General features: G+C 60.5%; 15 protein-coding genes. 7 read left to right on the top strand and 8 right to left on the bottom strand.

The features are described 5' to 3' along the window. Positions 1-5 precede the first annotated feature (5 nt). The 5 genes from C4J91_RS05855 (at position 6) to C4J91_RS05875 (ending at position 4,512) form a co-directional block, all read left to right on the top strand. The gene (locus C4J91_RS05855; RefSeq protein ID WP_256681665.1) at positions 6-1,211 is read left to right on the top strand and encodes a hypothetical protein; all 1,206 of its coding nucleotides are present in this window, start codon (positions 6-8) and stop codon (positions 1,209-1,211) included. A 647-nt stretch (positions 1,212-1,858) separates the two neighbouring features. Then, positions 1,859-2,503, top strand: coding sequence for a hypothetical protein (locus C4J91_RS27965; RefSeq protein ID WP_305955267.1), 645 nt, complete (start codon positions 1,859-1,861; stop codon positions 2,501-2,503). Between the two features lie 8 nt (positions 2,504-2,511). Continuing rightward, a complete protein-coding gene (locus C4J91_RS05865) occupies positions 2,512-3,249 on the top strand; it encodes a molecular chaperone (protein WP_124365110.1) in 738 nt (245 codons plus the stop codon). Then, positions 3,249-3,761: a CS1 type fimbrial major subunit gene (locus tag C4J91_RS05870; RefSeq protein WP_256658917.1), complete on the top strand. Its 513-nt coding sequence runs from the start codon at positions 3,249-3,251 to the stop codon at positions 3,759-3,761. The genes C4J91_RS05865 and C4J91_RS05870 overlap by 1 nt, the downstream gene beginning before the upstream one ends. A 25-nt stretch (positions 3,762-3,786) precedes the next feature. Next, positions 3,787-4,512, top strand: coding sequence for a molecular chaperone (locus C4J91_RS05875; protein WP_124361471.1), 726 nt, complete (start codon positions 3,787-3,789; stop codon positions 4,510-4,512). A 44-nt stretch (positions 4,513-4,556) separates the two neighbouring features. Here C4J91_RS05875 and C4J91_RS05880 read toward each other — a convergent pair whose 3' ends face one another. Next, the gene (locus tag C4J91_RS05880) at positions 4,557-9,650 is read right to left on the bottom strand and encodes an NEL-type E3 ubiquitin ligase domain-containing protein (protein WP_124361472.1); all 5,094 of its coding nucleotides are present in this window, start codon (positions 9,648-9,650) and stop codon (positions 4,557-4,559) included. Between the two features lie 150 nt (positions 9,651-9,800). Beyond that, on the bottom strand, positions 9,801-12,923 hold the full coding sequence (locus tag C4J91_RS05885) for a transglycosylase domain-containing protein (protein ID WP_124361473.1): 3,123 nt from the start codon (positions 12,921-12,923) through the stop codon (positions 9,801-9,803). A gap of 377 nt (positions 12,924-13,300) precedes the next feature. Here C4J91_RS05885 and C4J91_RS05890 point away from each other — a divergent pair, with 377 nt between their 5' ends. Continuing rightward, a complete protein-coding gene (locus C4J91_RS05890) occupies positions 13,301-14,713 on the top strand; it encodes an amino acid permease (protein ID WP_124361474.1) in 1,413 nt (470 codons plus the stop codon). A gap of 499 nt (positions 14,714-15,212) precedes the next feature. On the opposite strand, the gene C4J91_RS05900 is transcribed toward C4J91_RS05890, so the two are convergent. Further along, positions 15,213-16,337: an OpgC family protein gene (locus C4J91_RS05900; protein WP_124361476.1), complete on the bottom strand. Its 1,125-nt coding sequence runs from the start codon at positions 16,335-16,337 to the stop codon at positions 15,213-15,215. 174 nt (positions 16,338-16,511) lie between these two features. Beyond that, on the bottom strand, positions 16,512-18,131 hold the full coding sequence (locus C4J91_RS05905) for an FMN-binding glutamate synthase family protein (RefSeq protein ID WP_124361477.1): 1,620 nt from the start codon (positions 18,129-18,131) through the stop codon (positions 16,512-16,514). Positions 18,132-18,273: 142 nt separating this feature from the next. Here C4J91_RS05905 and C4J91_RS05910 point away from each other — a divergent pair, with 142 nt between their 5' ends. Then, positions 18,274-18,789 carry a hypothetical protein gene (locus C4J91_RS05910; protein WP_124361478.1) on the top strand — a complete coding sequence of 172 codons (516 nt, stop codon included), beginning with the start codon at positions 18,274-18,276 and terminating at the stop codon, positions 18,787-18,789. Positions 18,790-18,819: 30 nt separating this feature from the next. Here C4J91_RS05910 and C4J91_RS05915 read toward each other — a convergent pair whose 3' ends face one another. The 4 genes from C4J91_RS05915 to C4J91_RS05930 are packed head-to-tail and all read right to left on the bottom strand — an operon-like array spanning position 18,820 to position 24,886. Then, on the bottom strand, positions 18,820-20,199 hold the full coding sequence (locus C4J91_RS05915) for an ATP-binding protein (protein WP_124361479.1): 1,380 nt from the start codon (positions 20,197-20,199) through the stop codon (positions 18,820-18,822). Continuing rightward, positions 20,196-22,022 carry a DAHL domain-containing protein gene (locus tag C4J91_RS05920; RefSeq protein WP_124361480.1) on the bottom strand — a complete coding sequence of 609 codons (1,827 nt, stop codon included), beginning with the start codon at positions 22,020-22,022 and terminating at the stop codon, positions 20,196-20,198. The genes C4J91_RS05915 and C4J91_RS05920 overlap by 4 nt, the downstream gene beginning before the upstream one ends. Beyond that, positions 22,019-22,987 carry a cytochrome-c peroxidase gene (locus tag C4J91_RS05925; RefSeq protein ID WP_124361481.1) on the bottom strand — a complete coding sequence of 323 codons (969 nt, stop codon included), beginning with the start codon at positions 22,985-22,987 and terminating at the stop codon, positions 22,019-22,021. The genes C4J91_RS05920 and C4J91_RS05925 overlap by 4 nt, the downstream gene beginning before the upstream one ends. 24 nt (positions 22,988-23,011) lie before the next feature. Further along, positions 23,012-24,886, bottom strand: a complete 1,875-nt coding sequence (locus C4J91_RS05930; RefSeq protein WP_124361482.1) for a bifunctional diguanylate cyclase/phosphodiesterase — start codon at positions 24,884-24,886, stop codon at positions 23,012-23,014. Positions 24,887-24,902 lie beyond the last annotated feature (16 nt).

The following is a 24,902-nucleotide window of genomic DNA, read 5'->3' on the forward strand; positions in this document are numbered from 1 at the left end:
TCAGCATGAAAACCATGAGCGCACTGTTTAGTCAGGTTGTGGCCGTGGCAGCGGCCCTGTTGTTCAGCTCGTCGGCGCCAGGCGTTACTGAAGAGATCACGGCAGTGTTCCGTCCGGATCCCGGCAACCCGATGGCGAACCAGTTTGAGAACACCACGCCGCCTGGAGGGTATTGCCGTGATCACCCGGCGTATTGTCAAAATGGGGTGTTCAGCATCAATTTTCCGATCAACTTCAACGCCGTCGTTCCGATTCAGCCTTTGGACGAGATACGTAACGGGCCGATGTTCCAAGTCCCTTCTTCGTTAACGGCAGTGACTGTCAGGCATCGGGAGATAGGGCATACAGAACAGGTTCTCCTGCGGGTCAGCGGTATAGGCGGAGCCCATGAGCAGACGCAGCCACTGCATGAGGGTACATGGGAGGGGAGCAACTGGGTCAATGCTCCATCCCCGTGTCAATATGGCGGCGTAGGGTATGGCAACGCTTACTATTACGGGTTTTTCTGGCGGGTACCTCCAGGCGCCGGTGTTTGCTTCAAGCGCCCTACGCACATCCTCCCTGACTTCAAATACTCGAACTTGAGTATTTCCTATGAACTGATCACACCGAACCCTCTGGGTATGTTATCGGGCACTTATGAGGGGACTCATAATTTTCTGATCGGCCCTGGCCAGGACTTCGACATGGGTGACGTCATGTTGCCCGACGACAACCTATTAACGCTCAACTTCGTTCTGGACGTGGAGCACGCCCTTAAGGTCGAGCTTCCTCCGGGCGGTAATCGTATTGAGTTGGTCCCTCAGGGCGGCTGGCAAGCCTGGTTGAACCAGGGCCGCAAACCCGCGCGGTTGTTCCGCGATCAGACTTTCCACATCTTCGTGTCGTCGCGTTTCAAGATGCAGTTGGAGTGCGAGCGTGTAATCGGCGACACCTGCGCCTTGAAAAGCGGTGACGGCCACGAGGTCCCCCTGGATATCAGCGTAAGCCTTCCCCACGGCCTGACTCGTCCCGATGGCTCCGGCGTTGACCGGCAACCTTTGCTCTTGAGCGGTGCTGGTACCGAGGAGTTCCAGCCAGGGTTCTACGTCAATCACCGCCCGGGAACGCTGCATTTTGAGGTCAAGAAAGAACACGTCGACACGATGGTGGCCCAGGGCGGTACCACCTATTCGGGCCAGGTAACGGCCATTTGGGAGTCGGAACTCTAAACGTGTCATTACCGGAGCTTGGAGATTTTTATTAAATGAAAAGTATATGGCTGAAACGTCAGATTCAGCGCGGTTCATTGGGCCTGTTGTTTTTCGGGTGGGGAAGCTGTGTGTTCAGTTCGTCGGCACTAGGCAGTACTGAAGAGATCACGGCAGTTTTCCGACCAGACCCCAGCAACCCCATGGTGAACAAGTTCGAGAACACCACGCCCATCAGTTCGATTTGCTCAGCCCATATTCCGGCCCGTTGCAAGGCACTGAACATTTTCAGCCTGCGAGACAACAACTTTACCGCGGCCTCCATTGCACCGATTGTGGCTAATCATGAGGATGAGCGGCAGGGGTTCATGGTCAAGGTGCCGTCCGATTGGCGTGACTTGACCGTAACGCACATGGCCACCGGAGAAACCGAGACCGTACAGCTGCGTATCGCCGGTATTGGGGGGTTATGGACCGTTCCCCGGCCTCCAGGCGTCTCAGCGTGGGGGCAGCCCGGGATTGCGTGGACGACCCAATGGCGGAGAGCTCCGAGTCCCTGCCAAAGTACCAACCACCTTGCAGCCGGTGTCACCACCGCTTCGTATTTTTGGCTGACACCTGAAGGGGCGGGGGCCTGCAGCCGGCAACCCTCAAAAGACCTGGCGACCTTGCGTTTTAATACCATGGAGTATGCCTACGAACTCAGGGCTCCCAACCCCTTGGGAATGTCCGGTGGTCAGTACAGGGGAGGTATCACTTACACCATGGGGCCGGGTGGGGACTACGACTTCGGTGACGTGATGATCCCCTCCAAAAACAGCATCACGTTTAACTTCACCTTGAGCGTGGAGCACGATCTCAATGTCGAGGTCCCAGCGGGGGGTAACCGTATCGAGCTGGTACCTCAGGGCGGCTGGCAAGCCTGGCTGAACCAGGGCCGAAAACCTGCACGCCTATTCCGCGACCAGACCTTCAATATCTCCGCGTCTTCGCGTTTCAAGATGCAGTTGGAGTGCGAGCGTGTAATCGGCGACACCTGCGCCTTGAAAAACGGTGACGACCATGAAGTGCCCCTGGATATCAGCGTAAGCCTGCCCCATGGATTGACCCGCCCGGACGGCGGCGCCGTGAATCGCCAGCCATTGCTCTTGAGTGGTGCTGGCACCGAAGTATTCCAGCCAGGCTTTTACGTCAACCGTCGCCCCGGAACGTTGCACTTCGAGGTCAAGAAAGAACACGCCGACACGATGGTGACCCAAGGCGGCACCACCTATTCGGGCCAGGCAACGGTCATCTGGGATTCGGAACTTTAATCATGCGTATGAAGTATCTATTTGCGCTGTCCGCGCTTTGTTGGTCGTCGCTGTCACAGGCCGCCCCCAACATCAATGTCGGGGTGTTCTACGACTACCTCGACGGCGATAAATCCACCTACCTCAAGCGTGTCTTCAATGGCGGCGACAGCACGGCGTTTATCAAGGTCGCGGTGATGGAAATTATCTACAACGCTGACGGCTCGTCTGAGGAAGTGGAGCTTAAGAGCAACGCCGACAACACCGCCCGCGACGGTCTGATGGCCACCCCGGCGCGCATGATCGTACCGGCCAATGGCATGCAGGGCACACGCTTGCTTTACCTGGGCGAGCGCGAAAGCGAGCGCTATTTTCGCCTGCGCTTCGTGCCGGTAATGCCCGAAAAAGACGATGAGTTTGGCGTTTCCAGCGACGATCGAGAGGCCTACAAAAACAGCCTGTCGGCAGGCGTCACGGTGTTGGCGGGATTCGGCACGGTGTTTTTCGTGCGCCCCAAAACCACCCGGTTTGACACGCGCACCGAAGACCGTGAGGGCGAGTACGGGTTGCGCAACGCGGGCAACAGCGTGGTGGTGGTCGATGAGTTCAAGGACTGCTCCACCGCTGAACCCCAGGACTGCCAGCCCACCACCAAGAGCCACATCCTGCCCGGTCGCGATTTCAGCTTTACCAAGCAGGCCGGTCGCACTTATCGCTTTACCCTGATCGAGGGCGGCGAGAAAAACACACATGAGGTCAAAGGCTGATGGTCATTGAGAGAGCTCATGCGGGCAAATTCCGCAAAGTCGTCCTGGGGATGTTGCTGTTGGTGATCGGGGTGTTGCTCAGTGCCCAGGCCTTGGCCATTCGCGAAGTGCAGGTCTTCGACGTGTCGGTGACCATTCCCACCCGCGACTTTTATGTACTGCCGATCAACCCCGGATTCCTGGAGCGTGAGCAGGAAATGGCCTGGCACCTGGTGCCGGGCACCCTCAAACCGCTACGTGAACACTTCGATGTGAAGAACAGCGGCGGCGGCATTGCGGCGCGCCTGAACCAGGCGCCCGTCCTGTCCAACGGCCCTCGTTCGATTGCGTTGAACGTCACCTTCAACGGCCAGGTGTTAAGCCTGGACGAAACCCTGGTGGTGCCGGAAGCCGAAGCCCGTTTCGGTAAACGGGTGTTGTTGGAGATTGCCGCGGTAGAGCCTGAGGGCGGTTATACGCCGGGTGAATACTTTGGCAGCGTACATCTGCTGTTTGATGCGGTGAGGCCGTGATGTCGAACGATTTAGCGAGGTGCTTATGAAATATCTATCTGCTGTGTTGGTGTTCTGCCTGTGGTCCGTCAATGTCCAGGCCGGGCCGGCCATTCATGTCGGGGATTTTTACGACTACTTGAGTGGTGATAAAAACAACTACCTCAAGCGCATATTCAATGGCGGCACCAGTACCGCCTTCGTCAAGATCAGCGTGACCGAGATGCTCTACAAGCCTGACGGCACGTATGACGAAGTCCCGGTCAAGAACCAGTTGGACGCCCTGATCGCCAGCCCGGCGCGGCTGATCGTGCCGGCCACCGGTATGCAGAACACGCGTTTTGTATTCATGGGCGAACGTGACCGCGAGCGGTACTTCCGGGTGCGCTACCTGCCCGTGGCGCCGGAGAAGGATGACGAGTTCCGGGCCACGGAAGAGGAGCGCAAGGCTTATGAGGACAAGGTCGCGGGTGGCGTGCGGGTGATGGCCGGCTACGGCACGGTATTTTTCGTGCGGCCCAAGGACAGCCGTTATGACACTCGGATCGAAAACGGCGGCCGCAACTACACCTTGCGCAATGCCGGCAACACGGTGGTGGTGGTGGATGAGTTCAAGGACTGTTCGGCCAGCAATCGAACCGATTGTGCACCCACTACCAAGAACCACATCTTCCCGGGGCGGGTGTTCAGTTTCGAGAAACAGCCCGGTCGCGTGTATCGCTTTCAGGTGGTGGAAGGCGGGACTGACAGGGTTGTGGAAGTAAACGGCTGAAACGTCTCGGCCCAGTACCTGTACGTCGCTTGTGACGCGTTCGGTTATTCGTACGCATCCAGCAGCGCTTGTCGCGTCAAACGGCGCGCCAACTCGTTGTAGTCATCCTGGATGTCACTGTAAAGCCGTCGCACGGTGGCATCGGAGAAGGGTTCTTCGGCCAGCACCACGGTATGGGGGATCGTCAGTTCATTGGCCAGCGTGATGATCTGTTCGCGCAAACGTGCCTTGCGCTCAGGCGTCACCTCGGCGCCGATCCATTCCGCGTGGGCATCCCGTAAATCCTCCAGTTGGCTGCCGGCGTGTGTGCGTTTCTCGGCTTGAGCCTTGAACGCTTCCAGATGGGCGTCATGCAGGTAGTCGGCCCAGAACGGTTGCTCAAGAATGCCATTGACCAGGCCGTCGCCCTGTGACAGCTCGATAACCTGGCGCACCGCAGTATCCAGATGTTCTTGAGTCAGCCCGGCCGTGTTGCGGTAGACCATGTGTTCGGACAGCCACGGCAGGTCGAGACGGCGTTTGAGCCCGGTTTGGTAGGCGAGGTACACCTGCACATCATCGACCTGGTTTTCACCGCTGCCAAACGCCTGGCCCAATCCGCCCTCGCTTTCTGGCGCGACGCGATGCTGGATTTCCTTGTGGGCGATTTGGTTGATCTGCTCCAGGCGCCAGGTCTGCTTGGCCAGTGTCACCAGGTGGCGTTCGAGGTGAGGGCTGCTGTCATTGCGGATGATTTCCAGCAGGGTTTCCACGCCGATACGGTTGAACGTATGGGCCCCTGCATCTGCGCACAGGGCCGGTGGGCCGGCCAAACTGAATACCCGCTCGCGAAACCCGGTGCTCTCATAGGCACGAAACACCACCTGCCAGATTCGCTGGGAGAGGTCCTCGCGACCTTGTTCAAACAAATGCGCATCGATTTCGGTTTGAAAACCTGCAGGCGGCTGCAACAGTCTGAACACCTCGAACAAACCCTGGGAGCCGTGTTCCGCTTCCACCTCGTCCCACACCTTCTGTGCCGTGTTGCGCTGTTCAGGTGTCAGGCCAACCATCCAGAATTGGCTGTCGGTTTTACCGCCGCGAGGCGTGGTGCGGTAAGGGTCGATCCCCTGGGCCCGGCGATAACTGACGAAGCGTTGTTCATCCTCGAATTCAAGCCTGGTCATATCCAGCCAACTGTTGGCCACAATCCTGGCGGCGGGAGTTTCTGGCGCAAACACGGGGACGGTGTTGATCGCCGTGTTTCTCAGGTCCAGTTTCAGCAGGGCGGGCCTCGGGCTTTCCAGCCCTTGCGGCCATTGAGTGATACCGGCTCTATTGAGTACCAGCAGGCGCAGCTCCGGCATTTGGCTGACATCCGGTGGGGTTTCCAGGCGGGTATTACCTTCCAGATTCAAGGCGCGCAACTGTGGGCATTGTTTAAGCGTGGCGTGGTCGGAGGGCGACCATGCAATAGGGTTGTCACCCAGGTTCAGGACGGTCAGGCCGTTCATGGGCAATATCTGCGACGGCACCTTGTCGAGACGATTGGCCGACAGGTCCAGGTCGCGCAGGTTGTGGAAATTATCGAGAAAGGGTAATTCGCGATCGCCCAGCGCTGAGCCGCTGAGATTCAAGCGGGTGACATGACTGAAGTCTGCTCGCAGTGGCCCCAGGCGTTCCAGGTGAAGACCCAGGGCCAGCCCGTTCAAGTCCAGCAGGGCACCGCGGGTTTTCGCTTCCATCGGTTGCATGCGCAGGTAGGCACCGTCTTCCCAGCAGGCAGTCAACCCATGGATGACCTGGCGTCGAGTGTGTATTTCAAGCAGGGCTTGATCGGTGCTTGCCATAGGGTCTACGAGTGGTTTTTTGCGGAACTTGTTCAGGTCTTCGTGCAGCGTCGCATGGTCAGCTTCAAGTGTGCCGAGCAGTTGCTCGCCTTGCAGAGTGCTCAGGTGGGGCAGCACTTTCTGGATCTGTTCCTCAGTCAAACGTGGGCACAGCTTCATCAGCGTTTCCCGAGGGGTCGGCGGCTGTGGGGGTTGCCTCAGGACCCATCGGAGGAAAGCCCCCCACATGGGTTTTTGCAGTAAGTGTTGTGTGGTGCGCTGCTCGGCCGGGGCTAGCGGGCTGTCCGCTATCACGTTGCGGCGTTCGGCCGGTGGCGCCAGTTGCGCTTTGAGCCATTCCTTGAAGTTCGCGCCTTGACCTGGCCGGTAGTCAAGCGTGTCCGTGGGGACCGCGCGCAACAACGCTTCATAAAAGGTGTACTGCGGCGGCGGGGTGGAAAGCGACGCAGCGTGCAACTGGTAACGGCCCTGGCCCTTGTACAGGAGTATTTTTTTCGTGCCCGCGTCGGCCGGCCCCACCTGGCAACGCAGGCTGCCGCTGGGCGTCTGATCGTGAATGGCAATGTTCAAGTCGCCCAGGGCATCGGTGTGCAGGCGCACGATATTGAGGGCCATGCGCTCGGTGTCCGGGGTCAGCAAGGCATCGTGGTAGAGGCCTTCACTGGCATGGCTGGCGCGGACTTCATTGGTCAGTTCCCGGGCCAGGTTTTTCAGGCGCAAGGGGATGCGCCGTTCACGGCTCATCACGCTCGACTCTTGTGGCGAGGTGCGCAGCAGCAACGTGGTCACCAGGTCTTTGGGCAATAGCGCAAACTGCTGTTGAATCAGTCGGCCCTGCGGGGTATTGAGCGCTTCATGGGTGCTGTAAAGGTGGTTGAACACGCTGGTGTTCTGCTGCACCAACTCATTGGCCAGGCGCTCACGCAGCGCCATAACGGGTTCGGGCAGGGTTTGCGCGTCGGGCGCTGCAAGCAAGGCCATCCGCTCGGTGTCGCTCAGGAACGCGATGACCTGTTCGAACCACTGGCCGGCTTCCACAGCCTGATAGCTGAGGCGCAGGGTGTTGGCAGCGGTGACGTCGTTGGCGCCGTAGACGATGGAGTGGCCGGTCAAGTCGCTGTTGATGAACACCTGGATGGCTTTGTTTGCCGGCCAACCCTGGAGTTCGGTGGTGGTTTGCACCGTCCAGTTGGGCGGCAGATCCGCACTGGCCCCGGTGCGAACCTGCTGCGGGGCAATTTCGAGTTGCTGGCGCAGCTTTATCCGTTTGAGGCTGTCGGCCAATAGCGGCGGTGGGGTGTTGCGTTGGGCGTACATCATGCGCAAGGCGTCGTCGTGGGTGCCGCTGGTCTGGCAGGCCTGTGCAAGTTGGGCGGGGCTGAGGTCCTCCACCGCAGGCCCGAGGCGCCGACGCAGCGTCTCGCTGTCCCAGGTGTTGGGGGCCTCGCCTTCATGGATCCACGCGCCACTGGCGTGATGCTCGATGCTGGGTGAATAGGCGCCGGGACGGGTGGGATGCTTGATGCGATGGGTGTGGTGGGTGGCGTCGTATTCGATGACGTAGTGCCGGTTATCCAGCGGCAGGACTTTCTGGTTCTGGTGCGTATGCAGGCCCAGTTCATCGGGCTGAGAGTCGCTCGCCAGCTGCAGGTTGTCGTGGGCGTAACGCGCCAGGTCCGGGTTCCACAGGCGCTGTTGCCCGCCGACTTCAACCGCGCGCAAATTGTCGACGAAGAGCGAACGTTTGAACGCGCTCGCGACTTCTCCACCGATGGCGAAAAGTGCCAGTTGGATCGTATCGGTGGCGACCGTGACGAGGTGTTCGGCGGCTTCTATAAACTGCCCTTCGGCCAGGTCTACCACGCTTTCGATCACATCGCTGGCCAGTTGGTAGGCGGTGTATGCCAGCATCAGCTCGCCGAGGAACGGCACGAACGGAGTGATGACCAGCAGCGCGACATTGAAAATATCCGAGAGGATTTTTGTGAAGTTGTCCCACCAGGCCCAGCGCTCTGCTCTGTCGGCGTCGGCCGTAGGCACCGCGATGCTGCGTGCGTCGTTGAATATCTTGTTGAAGGATTGCTGGTAGCGGTATTCCCATAGATCGCCCTCGATGGCGGGCGAGGAGAAGTGCAGGTTGGGATTGTCCAGCGGCGCTTCCCGCCATTGAGGGCGCGGCTCCAGTGGTTGCGCCGGGTGCCACCGAACGTTGGGCAGCCGCTGATTGAGTCCGGCAAAGAAATGCCCGCGTTGGTTATGGTCGACAAACTGGCTGAAGAACTGTTGATAGGTTTGCCCCTGGCGAGACGGTATCGATGCATTGGTTTGCAGCTTGCGGGTCAGGTCGAGCATGAACGCAAGGCTGGAGGTGTACTCCTTGACGGGACTCTCGGGGTCATGGGGGATGTAGGCGATCAGTTTCGAGACGCTGGAAACCCGATCCAGGTCAGCGGCGATCAGCAGGATACCGCTCAGTGAAGCATCGAGGATGTGCAGTTGATAGAACCGCATCACGCCACGTTCGCCGCGCAACGCGCGCATCAACACGTGGTAGGCCGCGGCACTCAGGTCCGCGACCTGTTGGCCGTCGGTGGGCAGGTAAGCCAGGTGTGCCGCCGCCTTGAGCGCGGCTTTCTGGCTGGCGATGACCTGGTTTTTCAAGGTGGTGCGTGCGTCGAGATCCGTTGGCAGCAAGTAGTTGTTCAGGTGTTGTTGATAGCGTGCGCCGAGGTCCAGTCCACGGCACAAGGCCTTGAACTGTGGGATGGACATCGTGTCGCTCAACGCCAGGGGCTGGAAGTGGCCACGGTAGTCGGGACGGGTGATATAGCTGGAGTCGCTTTCGAAGGATTCCCCGACGGCAAAGTTCTGCAAGGCCGCGTCGAGCAATGACACCTTACGGCTGGTCACGCCCTTGAAAAAACTGTGGACGTACTTAGGCAGTTTCTTGGCGATATACAGGTGCAGAAACGTTGATTTGACGTTCAGGTCAAGGTGGTACTTGTCCAGAATGGCTTGTTTCAGCAGGGGTTCGGCAAAGGCATACACGTCCTGTATGTCGCGCAGTTGTCGGTCCACGGCATTTTGCGTCCGCCAGCCTTCAGCATTGGCCGTTTGCAGGTCTTGATGCTGTGCGGGGAGGGCGCGGGTGTAAGCGGGCAGTCGAGAAAGGTCGGCGGCGCTCATCTGATGGGCCCGGGCCAGGGAGGCGGTGGCAAGCCAGTCCGGAATTGTCTGTTTGATCAAGTCATAGTGAGGGCCTTTATAGGCGCGCGCAGGCGTGCTGGAAGGCAGTGAACGTATAGGCATCAAGTTGAACTCGTTAAGTGGCTCGAGTGCCTAGCCTATCCGTCGAAATCAAGAACAAACGTTCAATATATTGCAGCTAAGTTGGGACTGAAGTGTGCGGGTTGTTGTGGGGAATGCAGAATTTATATTCTCAAAGTGAGTTTTAACCCTTTAAATCGGTAAGTTATTTAACTTTGAAAGAGCTTGCTCCCCTGGCTGGCACTGCGTCCGGCTGCCGGGTTGCAGATAAGGGCTGAGCAGCGGCGCCATGCCCTTGAGCACTTGCACCGGCAATGCCGAGGTGAAGGTGAAGCCTTGGGCCGAGGCGCCGGGGACGAATGCGGTCAGCGTGCCGAAATGGCGGTCGCCGATATAGAACACAAAGGTGGCGGTGCGGTTGATCGCCTTGGAGCTGAGTAGGCGCCCGCCGGCACCGATTGCTTCGATGCGGTTGTCGCCGGTGCCGGTCTTGCCGCCCATGGCCAGAGGTGTGCCATCAGCCAGTTTGAAGCTGCCGGCCACACGTTTTGCGGTACCGGCATCCACCACCTGGGACAACGCCTCGCGCAAGGCGTTGGCGACTTCACTGGGCATGACCCGCTTGCCTCGGTCCGGGTTGTTGACCAAGCGGGTTTCATACGGGGTGCCGGCGGCAAAGTGCAGGCTGTCGATACGCACGGTCGGCTCGCGCACACCGTCATTGAGAATGATCCCGACCAGCTCCGCCAGGGCCGCCGGGCGATCTCCCGAGCTGCCAATGGCGGTGGCCAGGGACGGCACCAAGTGATCGAACGGGTAGCCCACAGCCTGCCAGCGTTGATGAATATCCAGGAATGCTTCGATCTCCAGCATGGTGCGGATGCGACTGTCGCGGGCGCTCTTGTGGCGGCTCTTGAACAGCCAGCCGTAGACTTCCTGGCGTTCGTGCTCACTGGCGGCGACGGCCTGGGTGAAGGTGGCGTCGGGGTGGTTCAGCAGGTAACCGAGCAGCCACAAATCCAGTGGATGGACCTTGGCGATATAGCCTTGGTCCGGCAGGTCGTAGGCGCCGGGACCGTAATCCTTGTAGAGCTTGGCCAGGCGTTCATCGGTGAGTTTTTCCGGGGCCTTGGTGGGCAGGTGCGCGCGCACGAAACGGTTGAAGCTGTCCTGGTTGGCCTGGGGCAGCAGATAACGGTGCACTGCGGCCAGGCGCATGGCGGTGGGGTGCATGCTGTCGAGAAAAGTGTCGAGCCGGGCCTGGGTGTCTTTGTTGCGGTAGCGCTTCCAGAAGCGCAGCAGGAAGGTGGTGCCCTCGCGGTCGGCGAATTGCGCCAGGTACTCCTGGCGGCGTGGGTCGCTGTCGTCCTTGAGCAACTCGGCGCTGCTGTTGGGGCCCTGATAGGTGCTGTAGCGCACCAGGTCGCGCATCAGGCGAATGAACGGCAGGTTGATCGACTCACGCAGGGCCTCGCGCAGCGTGGGGTTACGCCCGTTGTCTTCGTTGCGAAAGTTATTGAAGTGATGCAGGCCGCCACCGGTGAAAAAGCGTTCGCCGGGGCTGGCCGAATATTGCCGCTCGAGCGCCGCGTCGAGCATCTTCGGCAGGCTCCGGTCGCGGTTTTGCGCCAGGTAATCCACGGCCCAGCGCGACAGGCGATCCTGCTCGTCGACGCTGATCTTTTTCAGCTCGGCGGGGGGCTGGTCGGCATAACGATCGTGCAGTTCGCTGATGATTTGCAGGTAGGTGGTCAGCACCCGCAGCTTGGCGGTGGAGCCCAGTTCCAGCTTGCTGCTCTCGTTGATATCGAAAGGTTGGTCGGTGTTGTCGGTCTGTACCCGCACCCGTGCGCCATCGGCGGTCATCTCATAGAGCGTGAAGCTGTAGCGCACTTGCGCGGTGCTGGCGGGCGTCAACAGGCGCGGGCCGAGCAAGCCGATTTGCCCGGCGAAGGCGGGGTCGGCCAGGTGCTTGAGGTAGGTGGTGGCTTGGGTTTGCAAGTCATCCTGCAAGGTGCTGGTGGCGGACAGGTCCAGGCGGTCGAGTTCGTACAGCGGGCGATTGAGCAGGGCGGCCAGGCGGCTGCGGGCAACACTGATGCCTTTGTTGGTTTCAATCGGTTGAATCGTCGGCTGTTGCAGCCAATCGCGATAGCTCACCTTGCTGGCCAGGGCGGCCTGTGCCAGGGCCGGGTCGATGACCGCGTTCTGCGCGAGCAGGCGAATGTGGCTGTCGGTCAGGTTCGCCAGTTCGGCGTGGCCCTTGGACAGGTAGTGCGAGGGCCGGCGCTGGGCGATCATCAATGACAACACTTCACGCAGGGCCAGGCCTTTTTGCCCGAGGTTTTGCGTGCTGCTGTCGGCGAGCAGGGCGTTGGTGCGGTTGAAGTCGGCGCCGTACCACACCCGCAACCCTTCGGCCAGGCCATGCACTTCACCGTGACCGGGCACGGCGGACAACGGCACGCTGTTGAGGTAGTCGCGCACGATATTGCGGCGTGCCTGCAAGGTCTGCGGACCATCCTGGTAGGCGCGTACGCTGGCGGAAAACATCTGCCGCAGTTTCTCGCCGCCCGACAGGGTCAGGCCGTCGGGGGAGTGACGGTACTTTTCCAGCTGGGTCGCGAGGGTGCTGCCACCGGCGGTCTGCCCGGGCAAATGCAGGAGCCTGGCCACTTGTGACCAGGCCGCTTTGGCGAAGCGCGGCCAGTCCACCGCCGGGTTGGCTTCGGGCTGAGCCGGGTCGAGCAGGTCGCGGTTCTCGATGAACAGCAGGCTGTTGACCACCACCGGCGGGATCGCAGCGAAGTTTTCGTACAGTTGTTGCGGATAGTTGTATTGGTAGAGCGGCACGGCGCGGCAGTCGGTGATGGACAACCCGGCCTGGATTTTTTCCGCGTAGGGCACGAACAGGCCCTTGGTGCTGTAGTCCATCAATTCGGCCGAAAAGCGCGCCTGGGTTTCAATCACATAACCGCGTTTGAGCAAGCGTGGCAGGAACGTGCCGAGGTCGCTGTAACCGAGACGCCGGTCGAAGGGCCCGGCGCCGGGATAGGCGATTGCCGGGCTGGGGCCGGGCTCCAACCGATAGGTCAGGTCACGGGCCAGGCGGCTCAGTTCCTGGGCCTGCAGGCGTGAGGTGCGCAGCTCCTTGGCGACGGCAAACCCCAGGGCCGCCAGCGCCATCAACACAATCAACCAGAACAGGCGCCGTGCGTAACGAGGCCTGGGTTTATTTTTGGATAAAGGCGCTGGGTCCGAACTGCCATGTACTTTCGCAGCCTTGCTCGATTCGGTTTGCCACAGTGCGCCCATAGTCGATTGATCCCTTCACGCAGATAGATCGGACTTGCCTGAAGTTTAGTCGCTGATGGCTGGGTGTGAGGGAATTGTGTTTTGAGTGTAGGAATTTTCCGGCGGATCTACAGCGGCGCCTCCGCGACGTTTTGTCGCCCGATGCAGGTCAGATGCTCCTGTAAAATTGCATTTTGACCAACGCTTCCCCTAAATTGCCTCGTTTTTATAGTGAAAGGCCCTACTCCGGGCTTTTTATACTGCACGCCCCGTTGATCTTGCCTGGCAAGACGGGCCCGTCCATGAGGCGGCCCCGGTTTCAACAAGGGCGCAGGCTTACCGGCTTGCACCGTGGAAACTCGACGGACAATCCAATAACAAGATGAGGTTGTATCCCTATGCCAGTCGGCAACCAACTGCCCCATGGCGAGACCGCTTCAGGCGGCCCGCTCAAACGCGAATTGGGTGAACGGCATATCCGCCTGATGGCCCTCGGTGCCTGTATCGGTGTCGGCCTGTTCCTCGGCTCGGCCAAGGCCATCGAAATGGCCGGCCCGGCCATCATGCTGTCCTACATCATCGGTGGCCTGGCCATCCTGGTGATCATGCGTGCCCTCGGCGAGATGGCCGTACACAACCCGGTCGCCGGTTCCTTCAGCCGTTATGCACAGGACTACCTCGGCCCGTTGGCCGGTTTCCTGACCGGCTGGAACTACTGGTTCCTGTGGTTGGTGACCTGCATCGCGGAAATCACCGCCGTGGCGGTGTACATGGGCGTCTGGTTTCCCGACACCCCGCGCTGGATCTGGGCCCTGGCGGCGCTGATCAGCATGGGCACCATCAACCTGATCGCGGTCAAGGCCTTCGGTGAGTTCGAATTCTGGTTTGCCCTGATCAAGATCGTCACCATCATTGCCATGGTGATCGGCGGCGTCGGCATCATCGCTTTCGGTTTTGGCAATGACGGCGTGGCGCTGGGCATCTCCAACCTGTGGACCCATGGCGGCTTCATGCCCAACGGCGTGCAAGGCGTATTGATGTCGTTGCAGATGGTGATGTTCGCCTACCTGGGCGTGGAGATGATCGGCCTCACCGCCGGTGAAGCGCGCAACCCGCAGAAGACCATCCCCAGCGCCATCGGCTCGGTGTTCTGGCGCATCCTGCTGTTCTATGTGGGCGCGTTGTTCGTCATCCTGTCGATCTACCCGTGGAATGAAATCGGCACCCAGGGCAGCCCGTTCGTGATGACGTTCGAGCGCCTGGGTATCAAGACCGCAGCGGGCATCATCAACTTCGTGGTGATCACCGCCGCGCTGTCGTCGTGCAACGGCGGCATCTTCAGCACCGGGCGCATGCTCTATAGCCTGGCGCAGAACGGCCAGGCGCCCGCGACGTTCGGCACCACCTCAAGCAATGGCGTGCCACGTAAGGCGCTGCTGCTGTCGATCTTTGCCTTGCTGCTGGGCGTGTTGCTCAACTACCTGGTGCCGGACCAGGTGTTCGTGTGGGTCACCTCCATCGCAACCTTCGGCGCGATCTGGACCTGGCTGATGATCCTGCTGGCCCAGCTCAAATTCCGCAAAGGCCTGAGCCCGGCCGAGCAGGCGGGCCTCAAGTACCGCATGTGGCTGTACCCGGTCAGCTCCTACCTGGCGCTGGCGTTCCTGGTGCTGGTGGTGGGCCTGATGGCTTACTTCCCGGACACCCGCGTGGCGCTGTATGTCGGGCCTGCGTTTCTGGTGTTGTTGACGGTGTTGTTCTACGTGTTCAAGTTGCAGCCGACCAATGGGGCGGTGCGTTCTGTAGCCTGAGGGCGCCGCAAAATCAATGTGGGAGGGGGCTTGCTCCCGATAGCAGTGTGTCAGCCAGCCAATGTGCAACTGACATACCGCCATCGGGAGCAAGCCCCCTCCCACATTTTTAGATCTCCAACGGCACTGCGATGTGTGTCGGCGGGAATGATGGGCGCAGAGAGGTTGCAGCCTTGTCCTGATTGAACAAGCAACGCAAAACCAATGTGGGAGGGGGCTTGCCCCCGATAGCAATGTGTCAGCCAGCCAATGTGCAACTGACATACCGCCATCGGGAGCAAGCCCCCTCCCACATTTTTAGATCTCCAACGGCACTGCGATGTGTGTCGGCGGGAATGATGGGCGCAGAGAGGTTGCAGCCTTGTCCTGATTGAACAAGCAACGCAAAACCAATGTGGGAGGGGGCTTGCCCCCGATGGCAGTATGTCAGCCAGCTAACATGCAGCTGATACACCGCCATCGGGAGCAAGCCCCCTCCCACATGTCAATCAGCCGGGCACTAACCAGGCGCGGCGACAGCGGCTCTGCGCTGGTCCAATTGCTTGTTGAATTCCAGCCATGCGGCAAACAGCATCATCACTGCGGCCCCCACCAGCGCGGTGAATATCCGCATGGCAATGGTGTCACCGGTCAGGGCGTTGGCCATGTCCGCCAACGGCGCCAACACCACACCCAGGCAAAAGACTTCCAGGGAGTAGCGCCCCATCCGCGCCAGTTGCCGGGCCAACCTGTGTTGCGTCCAGCCGACACCGGGGAGCAATTTGGCGGTGACATAGGCCAGGGCCAAAAAGTGCAGCAAGCGCACCGGTGACAGGTCGGTCTTGCTGATGGGGTACAGCCATTCGCCGATCAGGCTTGGCATCCAGGCGTCGTGCACCTCGGGCCAGCGCCACGACAGGGTGATCACGCAGCTCGTCAGCACATAAGCCGCAGCCGCCAGGAACAATGGTTGGCGCAGCACAGGCCGCGGGTCAGCCGAGGGTGCTGAACGCAAGGCCGCCGCGCCACCGAGGATAAACAGGCACTGCCAGGTCACCGGGTTGAAGTACCAGACCCCGCCGTTGCTGGCCGGCAGGTTCCAGCCCTGCCAGGGCGCCAGCAGGTACACCGCCACAGAAACGCCCACCGCGATCCTCGGCACACGCAACAGCAACGGCAGCGTGAGGGGCAGGCTCAGAATCAGCACGATATACAACGGCAAAGGGTCGGTCAGGTTGGGCTTGAACCGCAGCAGCAATTCATCGACCAGGGCCTGCTGGGTATTGTTGAGGAAATACTCCAGGCCCATCTCTTGCACCAAGTCGCGGGTTTCGATATGGCTGTTGGCGAATATCACGATGCCCATCAACAGCGCCAGCAGGAAAATATGCACCACGTAGAGCGTCCACACCCGGCGCAGGATCTTTAAACAGGCGATGAAATAACCATCACGCTGCAGGATCTTGCCGTACGCCAGTACCGCCGCGTAGCCGGCCAGGAATACGAAGATTTCGGCGGCGTCACTGAACCCGATGTTCTGCACGGTGACATGGGCCAGGGGATTGTGGGGAACGTGATCCCAGAAAATGAAGATCAACGCCAAGCCCCGAAAAAAATCGATGCGTGGGTCGCGTCCGTTCAGCATGGCAGCGGGCTCTTGAACAAGTTGTTGAGTGAAGAGTGGCGAGCGCGCGCGTTGTCGTACGCCGCACGCCGGGCGGGCGCAGGTTGGCGGTATTTGTAAGCAATTGCAAAGGCTGGGTATTACCGAATGTCTCAATGGCCTGCCCGAAGGCCGGGCAGGCTTCAACCGTGTGAATCAGGCGGCGGCTACTTCATGCGGTTCAAAACTGTCCGCCCGCGCCATCTGCCACATACGGGAATAGAACTCGCCATTCACCTCGCCGGTGAGCAGCTCGCCCGGTTTGAGGAACACATGCAACTGCGAGAACAGCTTGATCTCGGTCGCCGACATGCGTCGCACCAAGTGCTTGGCCGACAGCTGCGAAGGATGCTCCAGCCCGGCGGCGGCGAGCATTTCCGCCAGGGCATGGAGGGTGTTGCGGTGGAAGTTGAACACGCGCTGGGCCTTGTCCGGCACCACCAGCGCACGTTGGCGCAGTGGGTCCTGAGTGGCGACGCCGGTCGGGCATTTATTGGTGTGACAGCTCTGCGACTGAATGCAGCCGATGGCGAACATAAAGCCGCGCGCCGAGTTGGCCCAGTCGGCGCCGATGGCGAGCACACTGGCGATGTCGAAGGCACTGACGATCTTGCCGCTGGCGCCGAGCTTGATCTTGTCGCGCAGGTTCAGGCCCACCAGGGTGTTGTGCACGAACAGCAGGCCCTCGCGCAGCGGCACGCCGATGTGGTCGGTGAATTCCACCGGTGCCGCGCCGGTGCCGCCTTCCTTGCCGTCGACCACGATAAAGTCCGGAAGGATGCCGGTTTCGAGCATGGCTTTGGCGATGCCCATGAACTCCCAGGGGTGGCCCAGGCAGAACTTGAACCCCACCGGTTTACCGCCGGACAACTCGCGCAGTTGGGCGATGAACTGCATCAGTTCGATCGGCGTGGAAAATGCGCTGTGGCGTGACGGCGAGATGCAGTCCTCACCCATCAGGATGCCGCGGGTGTCGGCGATTTCCCGGGTGACTTTATGTTTGGGCAGGATCCCGCCATGACCGGGTTTGGCGCCCTGGCTCATCTTGATCTCGATCATGCGCACTTGCGGGTTTTGCGCTTGGGTGGCAAAGCGTTCCGGGTCAAAGCGGCCGTCACTGGTACGGCAGCCGAAGTAACCGCTACCCAGCTCCCAAGTGAGGTCGCCGCCGTTTTCGCGGTGGTAGGGGCTGATGCTGCCTTCGCCGGTGTCGTGGGCGAAGTTGCCGAGTTTGGCGCCCTGGTTCAGCGCGCGAATGGCGTTGGCGCTCAGTGAGCCGAAACTCATCGCCGAAATATTGAACACCGACGCCGAGTACGGCTGAGTGCACTGCGGGCCGCCGACCATCACGCGGAACGCGCTGGGGTCGCTCAACGGCGCGGGCCGCATGGAGTGGCCGATGAATTCAAAGCCCGACTGATAGACGTCGATCAAGGTACCGAAGGGCTTGTCGGCGGTTTCGTTCTTGGCGCGCGAATACACCAGCGAACGTTGGGCCCTGGAGAAGGGCAGGGCATCGCTGTCGGATTCGAGCAGGTACTGGCGGATTTCCGGGCGGATGGCTTCCACCAGGTAACGGATATTGCCCAGGATCGGGTAGTTGCGGCGCACGGCGTGGGGGCTTTGCAGCAGGTCGAAAATGCCGATCAAACTGAGCAGGCCGGTGACTATGGTGATGGGCCACAGCCATTCATGTTCGATGAAGGGCAGGCTGGCCAGGGTGAATATGACGCATGCGGCAAAGAACGCGTAACGGCTTAGTAACGACAGGCTCATACGGTTTTCCTTGGTTCGGACTCTTGAGGTCGATCCGCCATTCTGCGCCCGTACTGAAACAGTGAACAAGGATCGAAGGCCCTGGGGCGGTATTTGCACAGGCGCGGGCCATGGAACCGTTCGGCGAAAGGCGGCCACTATTGTGCAGGACGCCCTTTCTCTCATGCATTTGGAGTCATCGCTCATGTCGAACATATCTGCCGCTTTCGGCCCTTCCATTATTCATCAGGGCGCGTCCGCCGCGATCGACCGTGAGCAGCGGATGCAATCCGCTCAGCATCAGCACACTTCCCACGCGTTGCGCGACGGCACCCCACCGGGAAAATTCCAGCGGTTTGCCGCTGACGCGGCCAAGAGCCTGTGGTTTATCCCAGGCATGAGCAACGTGCTGCAGGGAATTGCAAAGGCTAAGCCAGGCCTTGATGGCGCCATCAGCGGGGCGCTGGACGGGTTTCGTAAAACCCGCGAAGACGGTTTTGACAAGGCGCTTCTCGGCGCGGTTACCGGAGACTACAAGGCGATGGCGGAGGGTTACGTTGGCGCGGTGGTAAAGAACGAAGCCACGCCTGAGTCCGTCAAAAAAGGGCTGCGCGAAGGTTCAGGCTTGTTAGACCTGGCCGCGACGCTGCGCCAGCAAAAAATAGCGCTGCAGGCTTGATGGGTCACTGGCCGTACCCGGCGGCGGGCCCTACGCCGCCGTCTGCCGAATCGGCAGCACCACCCGAAACGTGGTGCCTTTGCCCAGCTCACTGCTGACCGAAATATGCCCCCGGTGTTTCTTGACGATGCCGTAGGACAATGACAGCCCCAACCCGGTGCCTTCGCCCACCGGCTTGGTGGTGAAGAACGGGTCGAAAATCTTCTGCACGGTGTCGGGCGCGATGCCGCAGCCGTTGTCCGCCACTTCCAACCAGATGGTGTCGCCGTCCACGCCGTTGCTGATGGTGATGGTGCCGCGCTCCGGCCCCATGGCCTGGGCGGCGTTGATCACCAGGTTCATTACCACTTGGTTGAGCTGCGAGGCCAGGCATTCGATGTCCGGCAGGGGCGTGTAGTGCTTGACCACATCGGCCTTGTACTTGAGTTCGCTGGCGACGATGTTCAGCGTCGAATCGATGCCCTGTTGCAGGTTGGCGAACTGCCAGGTCTGGTCGTTATCCACCCGCGAGAAGTTCTTCAGGTCCTTGACGATCTGTACCACGCGGCCAATGCCGTCCTTGGACTCGCGGATCAGCACCGGAATGTCTTCCTTGAGAAACTCCAGTTCCAGTTCTGTGCGCAACGCCTTGAGCCGGTCACGCTGGTCCTGCGCCGGGATCAGCGCTTCGCTGTGTTGATATGCCTCCAGCATCTGTTGCAGCTGGTTGAAGTAGCTGTCGAGGGTGCTGAGGTTGGATGAGATAAAGCCCACCGGGTTGTTGATCTCATGGGCGACGCCGGCCGCGAGTTGCCCCAGTGAGGCCAGCTTCTCCGATTGCACCAGCTGGCTTTCCAGGTGCTTGCGTTCGTTGATTTCCAACTGCAACGCCTGGGTGCGTTGTTCCACCAGCTTTTCCAAGTGCAAGGTTTGCAGGGACGCGCGCCGGGCCATGTCCCATTTATTGGCCAGGGTGTTGGCCATTTGCTGGACTTCGATGTTGTCGAACGGCTTCTTCAGGATCAGCAAGCGGTCATAGGCGTTCAGGCGCGACAACAGGTCATCCCAGGAATAATCCGAGTACGCGGTGCATACCACCACTTGCAGGTCGGGTGCGACCTTCCACAGTTGCTCGATGGTCTTCGCGCCGTCCCAGCCATGGGGCATGCGCATGTCAACGAAGGCCAGCGCGTAAGGGCGTTGTTCGGCCATGGCGGTGCTCAGCAAGGCCAGGCCTTCTTCGCCGCCATAGGCGCAGTGCAGCTCGAACGCCTGGGCTTGCGGCGTGGCGGTATCGCCAAACAGCGCCGACTCCATCTCGTCCAGCGCCAGGTTGGATTCTGCGCTCGGCATCAGGATTTTGCGGAAATCCTCATGGATGGACGGGGTGTCATCGATCAGCAGGATGCGCCGGTTGGGAGGCTGGTTCATGCGGTACTTCCGACAAGGGTCAAGGGAATCGTCAAGGTAAACACCGCGCCAAGGCCCGGTCCGTCGCTGTGAGCCGTGAGCTGGCCGTGCATTTCCACGGCGGCCAGGGCACAGCTGTGCAGGCCGAAGCCGTGGCCTTCCTTACGGGTGGTAAAGCCGTGGGTGAAGATCCGCGTCATGTTTTCGACCGGTATGCCTTCGCCATCGTCCTTCACACTGATTTTAAGGGTCTGGTCACCTACCTGTTCGACCCTCAGGGTGATTTGCCGTGGTCGCTCGGAAAGACCGGTCATGGCGTACTTGGCGTTGCTGATCAGGTTGACCATGATCAGCAGCAACCGGTGTTTGTCCCCCAGAATCTGCGGCACCGGCGCGTATTCCTTGACCACCGTGACGTGGTGACGCGTCAACGCGCCGGCGTTCATGCGCAAGGCATCGTCCATCAAGCCACCAATGTCCACCGGCTCCAGCAGTGTGGAGGCGCCGGCATAGGATTGCTGGGTCGAGACGATGTCCTTGATGTGGTCGACGCTTTTGCTCAGCTGCGCCAGCTCATCGCTCATGCCTTGCTGCTCGATGGCTATCGCGTCCACCAGTTGGTTCAGGTAGCCCGGCAGCAATTTGCCTTTTTCATCCTCGGTGAGAAAGCTGCCCAGGTCGCCCTGATGCGCGTTGATCAGTTGCATGGCCTTGCCCAGGCCCAGGGCCTTGCTGCTGCGCAGTTTGCGGCTGACCAGGTCGGCGGAAATATTCACGCTGTTGAGCACGTTGCCGACGTTGTGCAGCACGTTGGTGGCGATCTCTGCCATGCCTGCCTGGCGGGCGCTGTCGAGCAGCTCGCTCTGGGCGTCCTTGAGTTGTTGCGTGCGCCGTTCCACCCGTTGTTCCAGGGTTTCGTTGGCCGATTGCAAGGCGCGGTTGACGCGGTTGATCTCGGCGAAACTGCGCAGCAGGCGCACGGCCAGGTAGAGCAGCAGCACCACCAGCAACGTCGAGAACACCAGCAGGTAGCGGTGGTATTGATGTTCGATGAGATCGGCGGCCTGCTGGTCCTGATCGAGGTGGGTGGTCAGCGCGTCGAGGTGCTCGGCCACGGGCACGGCGGCAATCCGTTCGAGCAGGCTGTTGACCACAGGCTGTTCGCGCAGGATCAGCGAAATATGATTGCTGAGGATATCCACCGGCGCCTGGAACTCGACGGGCAGGCTCTGTTTGTTGATCGCCAGTTTGCCCAGGCCCACCAGGATATCGGCGGCGCGCTCGTCGCTGGTGACCTGGGCGAACTCCAGGCTGCTGAGCAGCAGGTCGTAGGTGTCGGTGGCCACGCTTTGCATTTGCAGGCGGCCTTCGTCGTCAATGCTGTTGAATTGGGCCTGGATGTCATCTTCGGCGGTCGGCAGAAACGCCAGCGAATTACGCAACACCGCATTGTGGGATTTGAACTGGTCCACCAGCCGGGCTTTGTCCTGGATGGCCGCCTGATAGGCCGCCTGGCTGGCTTGCCAACCCGGCAGGTCGGCAGCGCTGTGGTAGGCGCCGCGGCTCGCAAGTTCAGCGCCGATCCGGGTCATTTCCGTCAGGGGCATGACCAGCGGGTCGTAGTTATGGGTCAGCGCGATCCGCGCCTTGAGCACTTCGCTGTCCCACTGGGCATTGAGCTGCTGGAGCTGGCGGATCAGGTCGCGCGACTGGGTATAAGTGGCCGTCTGGTCGCGGGAAGACTTGAGGTACAAAAACACCAGCGTGGAGGCCAGGAACAGAGTCATCAGGCCAAGCAACACCTGGCTGGCGCGGCGGCGATACAGGCGTGACAAGCGTCTCATAGGGGCTTGCCCGCCCAGTTACCGGTCAGGGTCTTGAGAAATTGAATAATCAGGTCCTTGTCTTCCTGGGTCGGGTTACGCCCCAGTTGGTACTTGAACATCACATCGACTGCTTCTTCCAGGGTCTTGGCCGAAGCGTCGTGAAAATACGGCGCGGTGACGGCGACATTGCGCAGGCTGGGCACCTTGAACACATAGCGGTCCTCTTCGTCCTTTGTCAGCAGGTAGCGCCCCAGGTCCGACTCCTGCGGGTTGCCGCGTGCCTGGAAGTAATCGCCCATCACTCCGAATTTCTGGAACATATTGCCGCCGATGTTCACGCCCTGGTGGCAGGCGATGCAGCCGTACTCCTTGAAGCGCTGGTAGCCGTACTTTTCCTGGGTGGTCAGTATCGCGGTGTTGCCCTGCAGATACTGATCGAAGCGCGAGTCGGGCGTGAGCAGCGTGCGCTCATAGGTAGCCAGTGCGTTTTGCACGTTGGCGGCGCTGAGGCCATCGGGGTAAGACTGGGCGAAGGCGCGTTGGTAGACGGGCAGGGCCGCCAGGTTCTGCACCACGGTGTTCCAGTCGCTGCCCATTTCCACGGGGCTGGTGACCACCTGATCAACCTGTGCTTCCAGCGTGTCTACCCGACCATTCCAGAACTGCTTGAAGTTCAGGCTGGCGTTGAACACCGAAGGCGTGTTGAGCACCACAGGTTTACCGTCAACGCCGATCGAGAACGGCTTGTTGTCGGCGCCGCCGGACTCCAGGCGGTGGCAGCTGGCGCAGGACAGCGTGTTATTCGCCGACAGACGCGGCTCGTTGAACAACTGGCGGCCCAGCTCAACCTTGGCCGGGTCCAGCGCCGGTATCGCCGGCATGGGCTTGAGCGCCTCGTTCAGCGGTGCGGCGGCCAGCGGTGCGCCGCTGCCCAGGCACAACGCGAGAATGAAGCCGGTACGGACAGTTGAAACATGGCTCAAGCGAGCACTCCTTGCGGCCTGGGGCTATTGATCGGGCATCAGTGTCGCGCTACCCACCTGCAGCAACTGGACGAAATCCTTCGGCGCCAACGCTTTGCTGAAGAGAAAACCCTGGCCCTCCTCACAGCGCTGGGCTTTGAGGAAATTCAGTTGGTCGAGGGTTTCCACGCCTTCGGCAATGATGTCCAGTTTCAGGCTTTTACCCATGCCGATGATAGCGCTGATCAGTTGTTCGTCCTGACTATTAATGCTCAGGCCGCGCACGAAGGATTGGTCGATCTTCAGCACATCGATGGGAAAGCGCCGCAGGTAGCTGAGGCTGGAGTAGCCCGTGCCGAAATCATCCAGGGCCAGGCGCACCCCCAGCGCCTTGATCCTTTGCAGGATCGCCACGGTTTCGTCGACGTTCTGCATCAGCACGCTTTCGGTAATTTCCAGCTCCAGCAGGGCGGGCGGCAGGCCGGTTTGTTCGAGGATGGCAGCCAGGTTGTCGACGAAGTTGCGTTGGCGAAAGTCGATCGCCGAAATATTCACCGACATGCGCAGCGGCGCCAGGCCCATGTGCCGCCAGGCTTGGGCTTGTGCGCAGGCCTGGCGCAGTACCCACTGGGTCAGGCGCACGATCAGGCCGCTGTCTTCGGCGATCGGAATGAACTCGGCCGGGCTGATCCAGCCGGACCTCGGATGAAACCAGCGTGTCAGCGCCTCCGCGCCGACGATCCGCCCGGACTCCAGTTCCAGCTTGGGTTGGTAGTGCAGCACCAACTCATCGCGCTCAAGCGCCTGGCGCAGCGCGCTCTCCAGGTGTTGCTGGTGCCGGGCGCGCAGGTTCATGTCTTCGGTATAAAAACTGAAGTCGTTCGGGCCGTGCTCCTTGCTGGTGTGCATGGCAGTTTCAGCCTGCTTGATCAACCCCACCGCGTCGGCGCTGTCGTTGGGGTAAACGCTGATCCCAAGGCTCGCGGTCACGCTCAGGTCCTGCCCGGCGACGTGCCGCGTCGCGCTGATGGCATTCAGCACTTTTTGCGCAATGTGCTGGGTTTGCTGGGGGTGCTGGATATCGTTGAGCAGGATCACGAACTCATCGGCGCCGTAGCGAAACACCGAATCCGACGCCCGTACCGTTGCCACCAGGTTCTGGCTGACCTGCTCGAGCACTTCATCGCCCACCGGGTAGCCCAGGGCATTATTGATGCGCTTGAAGCGGTCGAGCCCGATAAACATCACCGCCAGTTGCGTGTCATGTCGCCGGCCCAGGGCGATGGCCTGGGTCAGTCGGTCGCCCAGCAACGTACTATTGGGCAGCCCGGTGAGGGCGTCGTATTGCAACAGGTGCGAGACCTTGAGCAGTTCCTGCACGCGTTCTTCGATGGTGCGCTCCAGGCTGATCACCTTGAGCGCCGCGTCCTGGGCCAGTTGCCATTTCCACGTCAGGGCGCTGGCCATCTGGCGGATTTCCAGGTGATCGAACGGCTTTTTCAGGATCAGCAACTGATCGTTGTACTTCAAGCGCGCTTCAATCGCCTCGAAGGAGTAATCGGAATAGGCCGTGCACAGGGCAATTTGCAGGTTGGGGTCGACGTCCCACAGCTGTTCGATGGTTTGCAGCCCGTCCCAACCGGGGGGCATGCGCATGTCGATAAACACCAGCGCATAGGGCGCCTGGGCCTGCAGGGCTTTGTTCACCAGCGCCAGCGCTTCCTGGCCCTGGTAGGCGGAGTCCAACTCAAATGCCTGGCGTACCGGCGCGGCGGTGCCGAAAAGGGCCGACTCCAAGGTGTCCAGCGAGGGCTCGCCGTGCTCGTCGGCGCAGAGGATCTTGCGAAAATCCTGGTGGATCGAAGCCGTGTCATCGACGATCAGGATGCGACGGTTGGCCCGCCCTGATTCCGGGGTCATGGTGCCCTGCGCCTGT

It is taken from the genome of Pseudomonas sp. R3-52-08 (genome assembly GCF_003851745.1).
Lineage (GTDB): Bacteria > Pseudomonadota > Gammaproteobacteria > Pseudomonadales > Pseudomonadaceae > Aquipseudomonas.

What these genes read in the sequence shown, in the direction of transcription:
- C4J91_RS05855 (WP_256681665.1), top strand. Translation starts at nt 6, where the DNA reads ATGAAAACCATGAGCGCACTGTTTAGTCAGGTTGTGGCCGTGGCAGCG.
- C4J91_RS05865 (WP_124365110.1), top strand. Translation starts at nt 2,512, where the DNA reads ATGAAGTATCTATTTGCGCTGTCCGCGCTTTGTTGGTCGTCGCTGTCA.
- C4J91_RS05870 (WP_256658917.1), top strand. Translation starts at nt 3,249, where the DNA reads ATGGTCATTGAGAGAGCTCATGCGGGCAAATTCCGCAAAGTCGTCCTG.
- C4J91_RS05875 (WP_124361471.1), top strand. Translation starts at nt 3,787, where the DNA reads ATGAAATATCTATCTGCTGTGTTGGTGTTCTGCCTGTGGTCCGTCAAT.
- C4J91_RS05880 (WP_124361472.1), bottom strand. Translation starts at nt 9,650, where the DNA reads ATGCCTATACGTTCACTGCCTTCCAGCACGCCTGCGCGCGCCTATAAA.
- C4J91_RS05885 (WP_124361473.1), bottom strand. Translation starts at nt 12,923, where the DNA reads ATGGGCGCACTGTGGCAAACCGAATCGAGCAAGGCTGCGAAAGTACAT.
- C4J91_RS05890 (WP_124361474.1), top strand. Translation starts at nt 13,301, where the DNA reads ATGCCAGTCGGCAACCAACTGCCCCATGGCGAGACCGCTTCAGGCGGC.
- C4J91_RS05900 (WP_124361476.1), bottom strand. Translation starts at nt 16,337, where the DNA reads ATGCTGAACGGACGCGACCCACGCATCGATTTTTTTCGGGGCTTGGCG.
- C4J91_RS05905 (WP_124361477.1), bottom strand. Translation starts at nt 18,131, where the DNA reads ATGAGCCTGTCGTTACTAAGCCGTTACGCGTTCTTTGCCGCATGCGTC.
- C4J91_RS05915 (WP_124361479.1), bottom strand. Translation starts at nt 20,199, where the DNA reads ATGAACCAGCCTCCCAACCGGCGCATCCTGCTGATCGATGACACCCCG.
- C4J91_RS05920 (WP_124361480.1), bottom strand. Translation starts at nt 22,022, where the DNA reads ATGAGACGCTTGTCACGCCTGTATCGCCGCCGCGCCAGCCAGGTGTTG.
- C4J91_RS05930 (WP_124361482.1), bottom strand. Translation starts at nt 24,886, where the DNA reads ATGACCCCGGAATCAGGGCGGGCCAACCGTCGCATCCTGATCGTCGAT.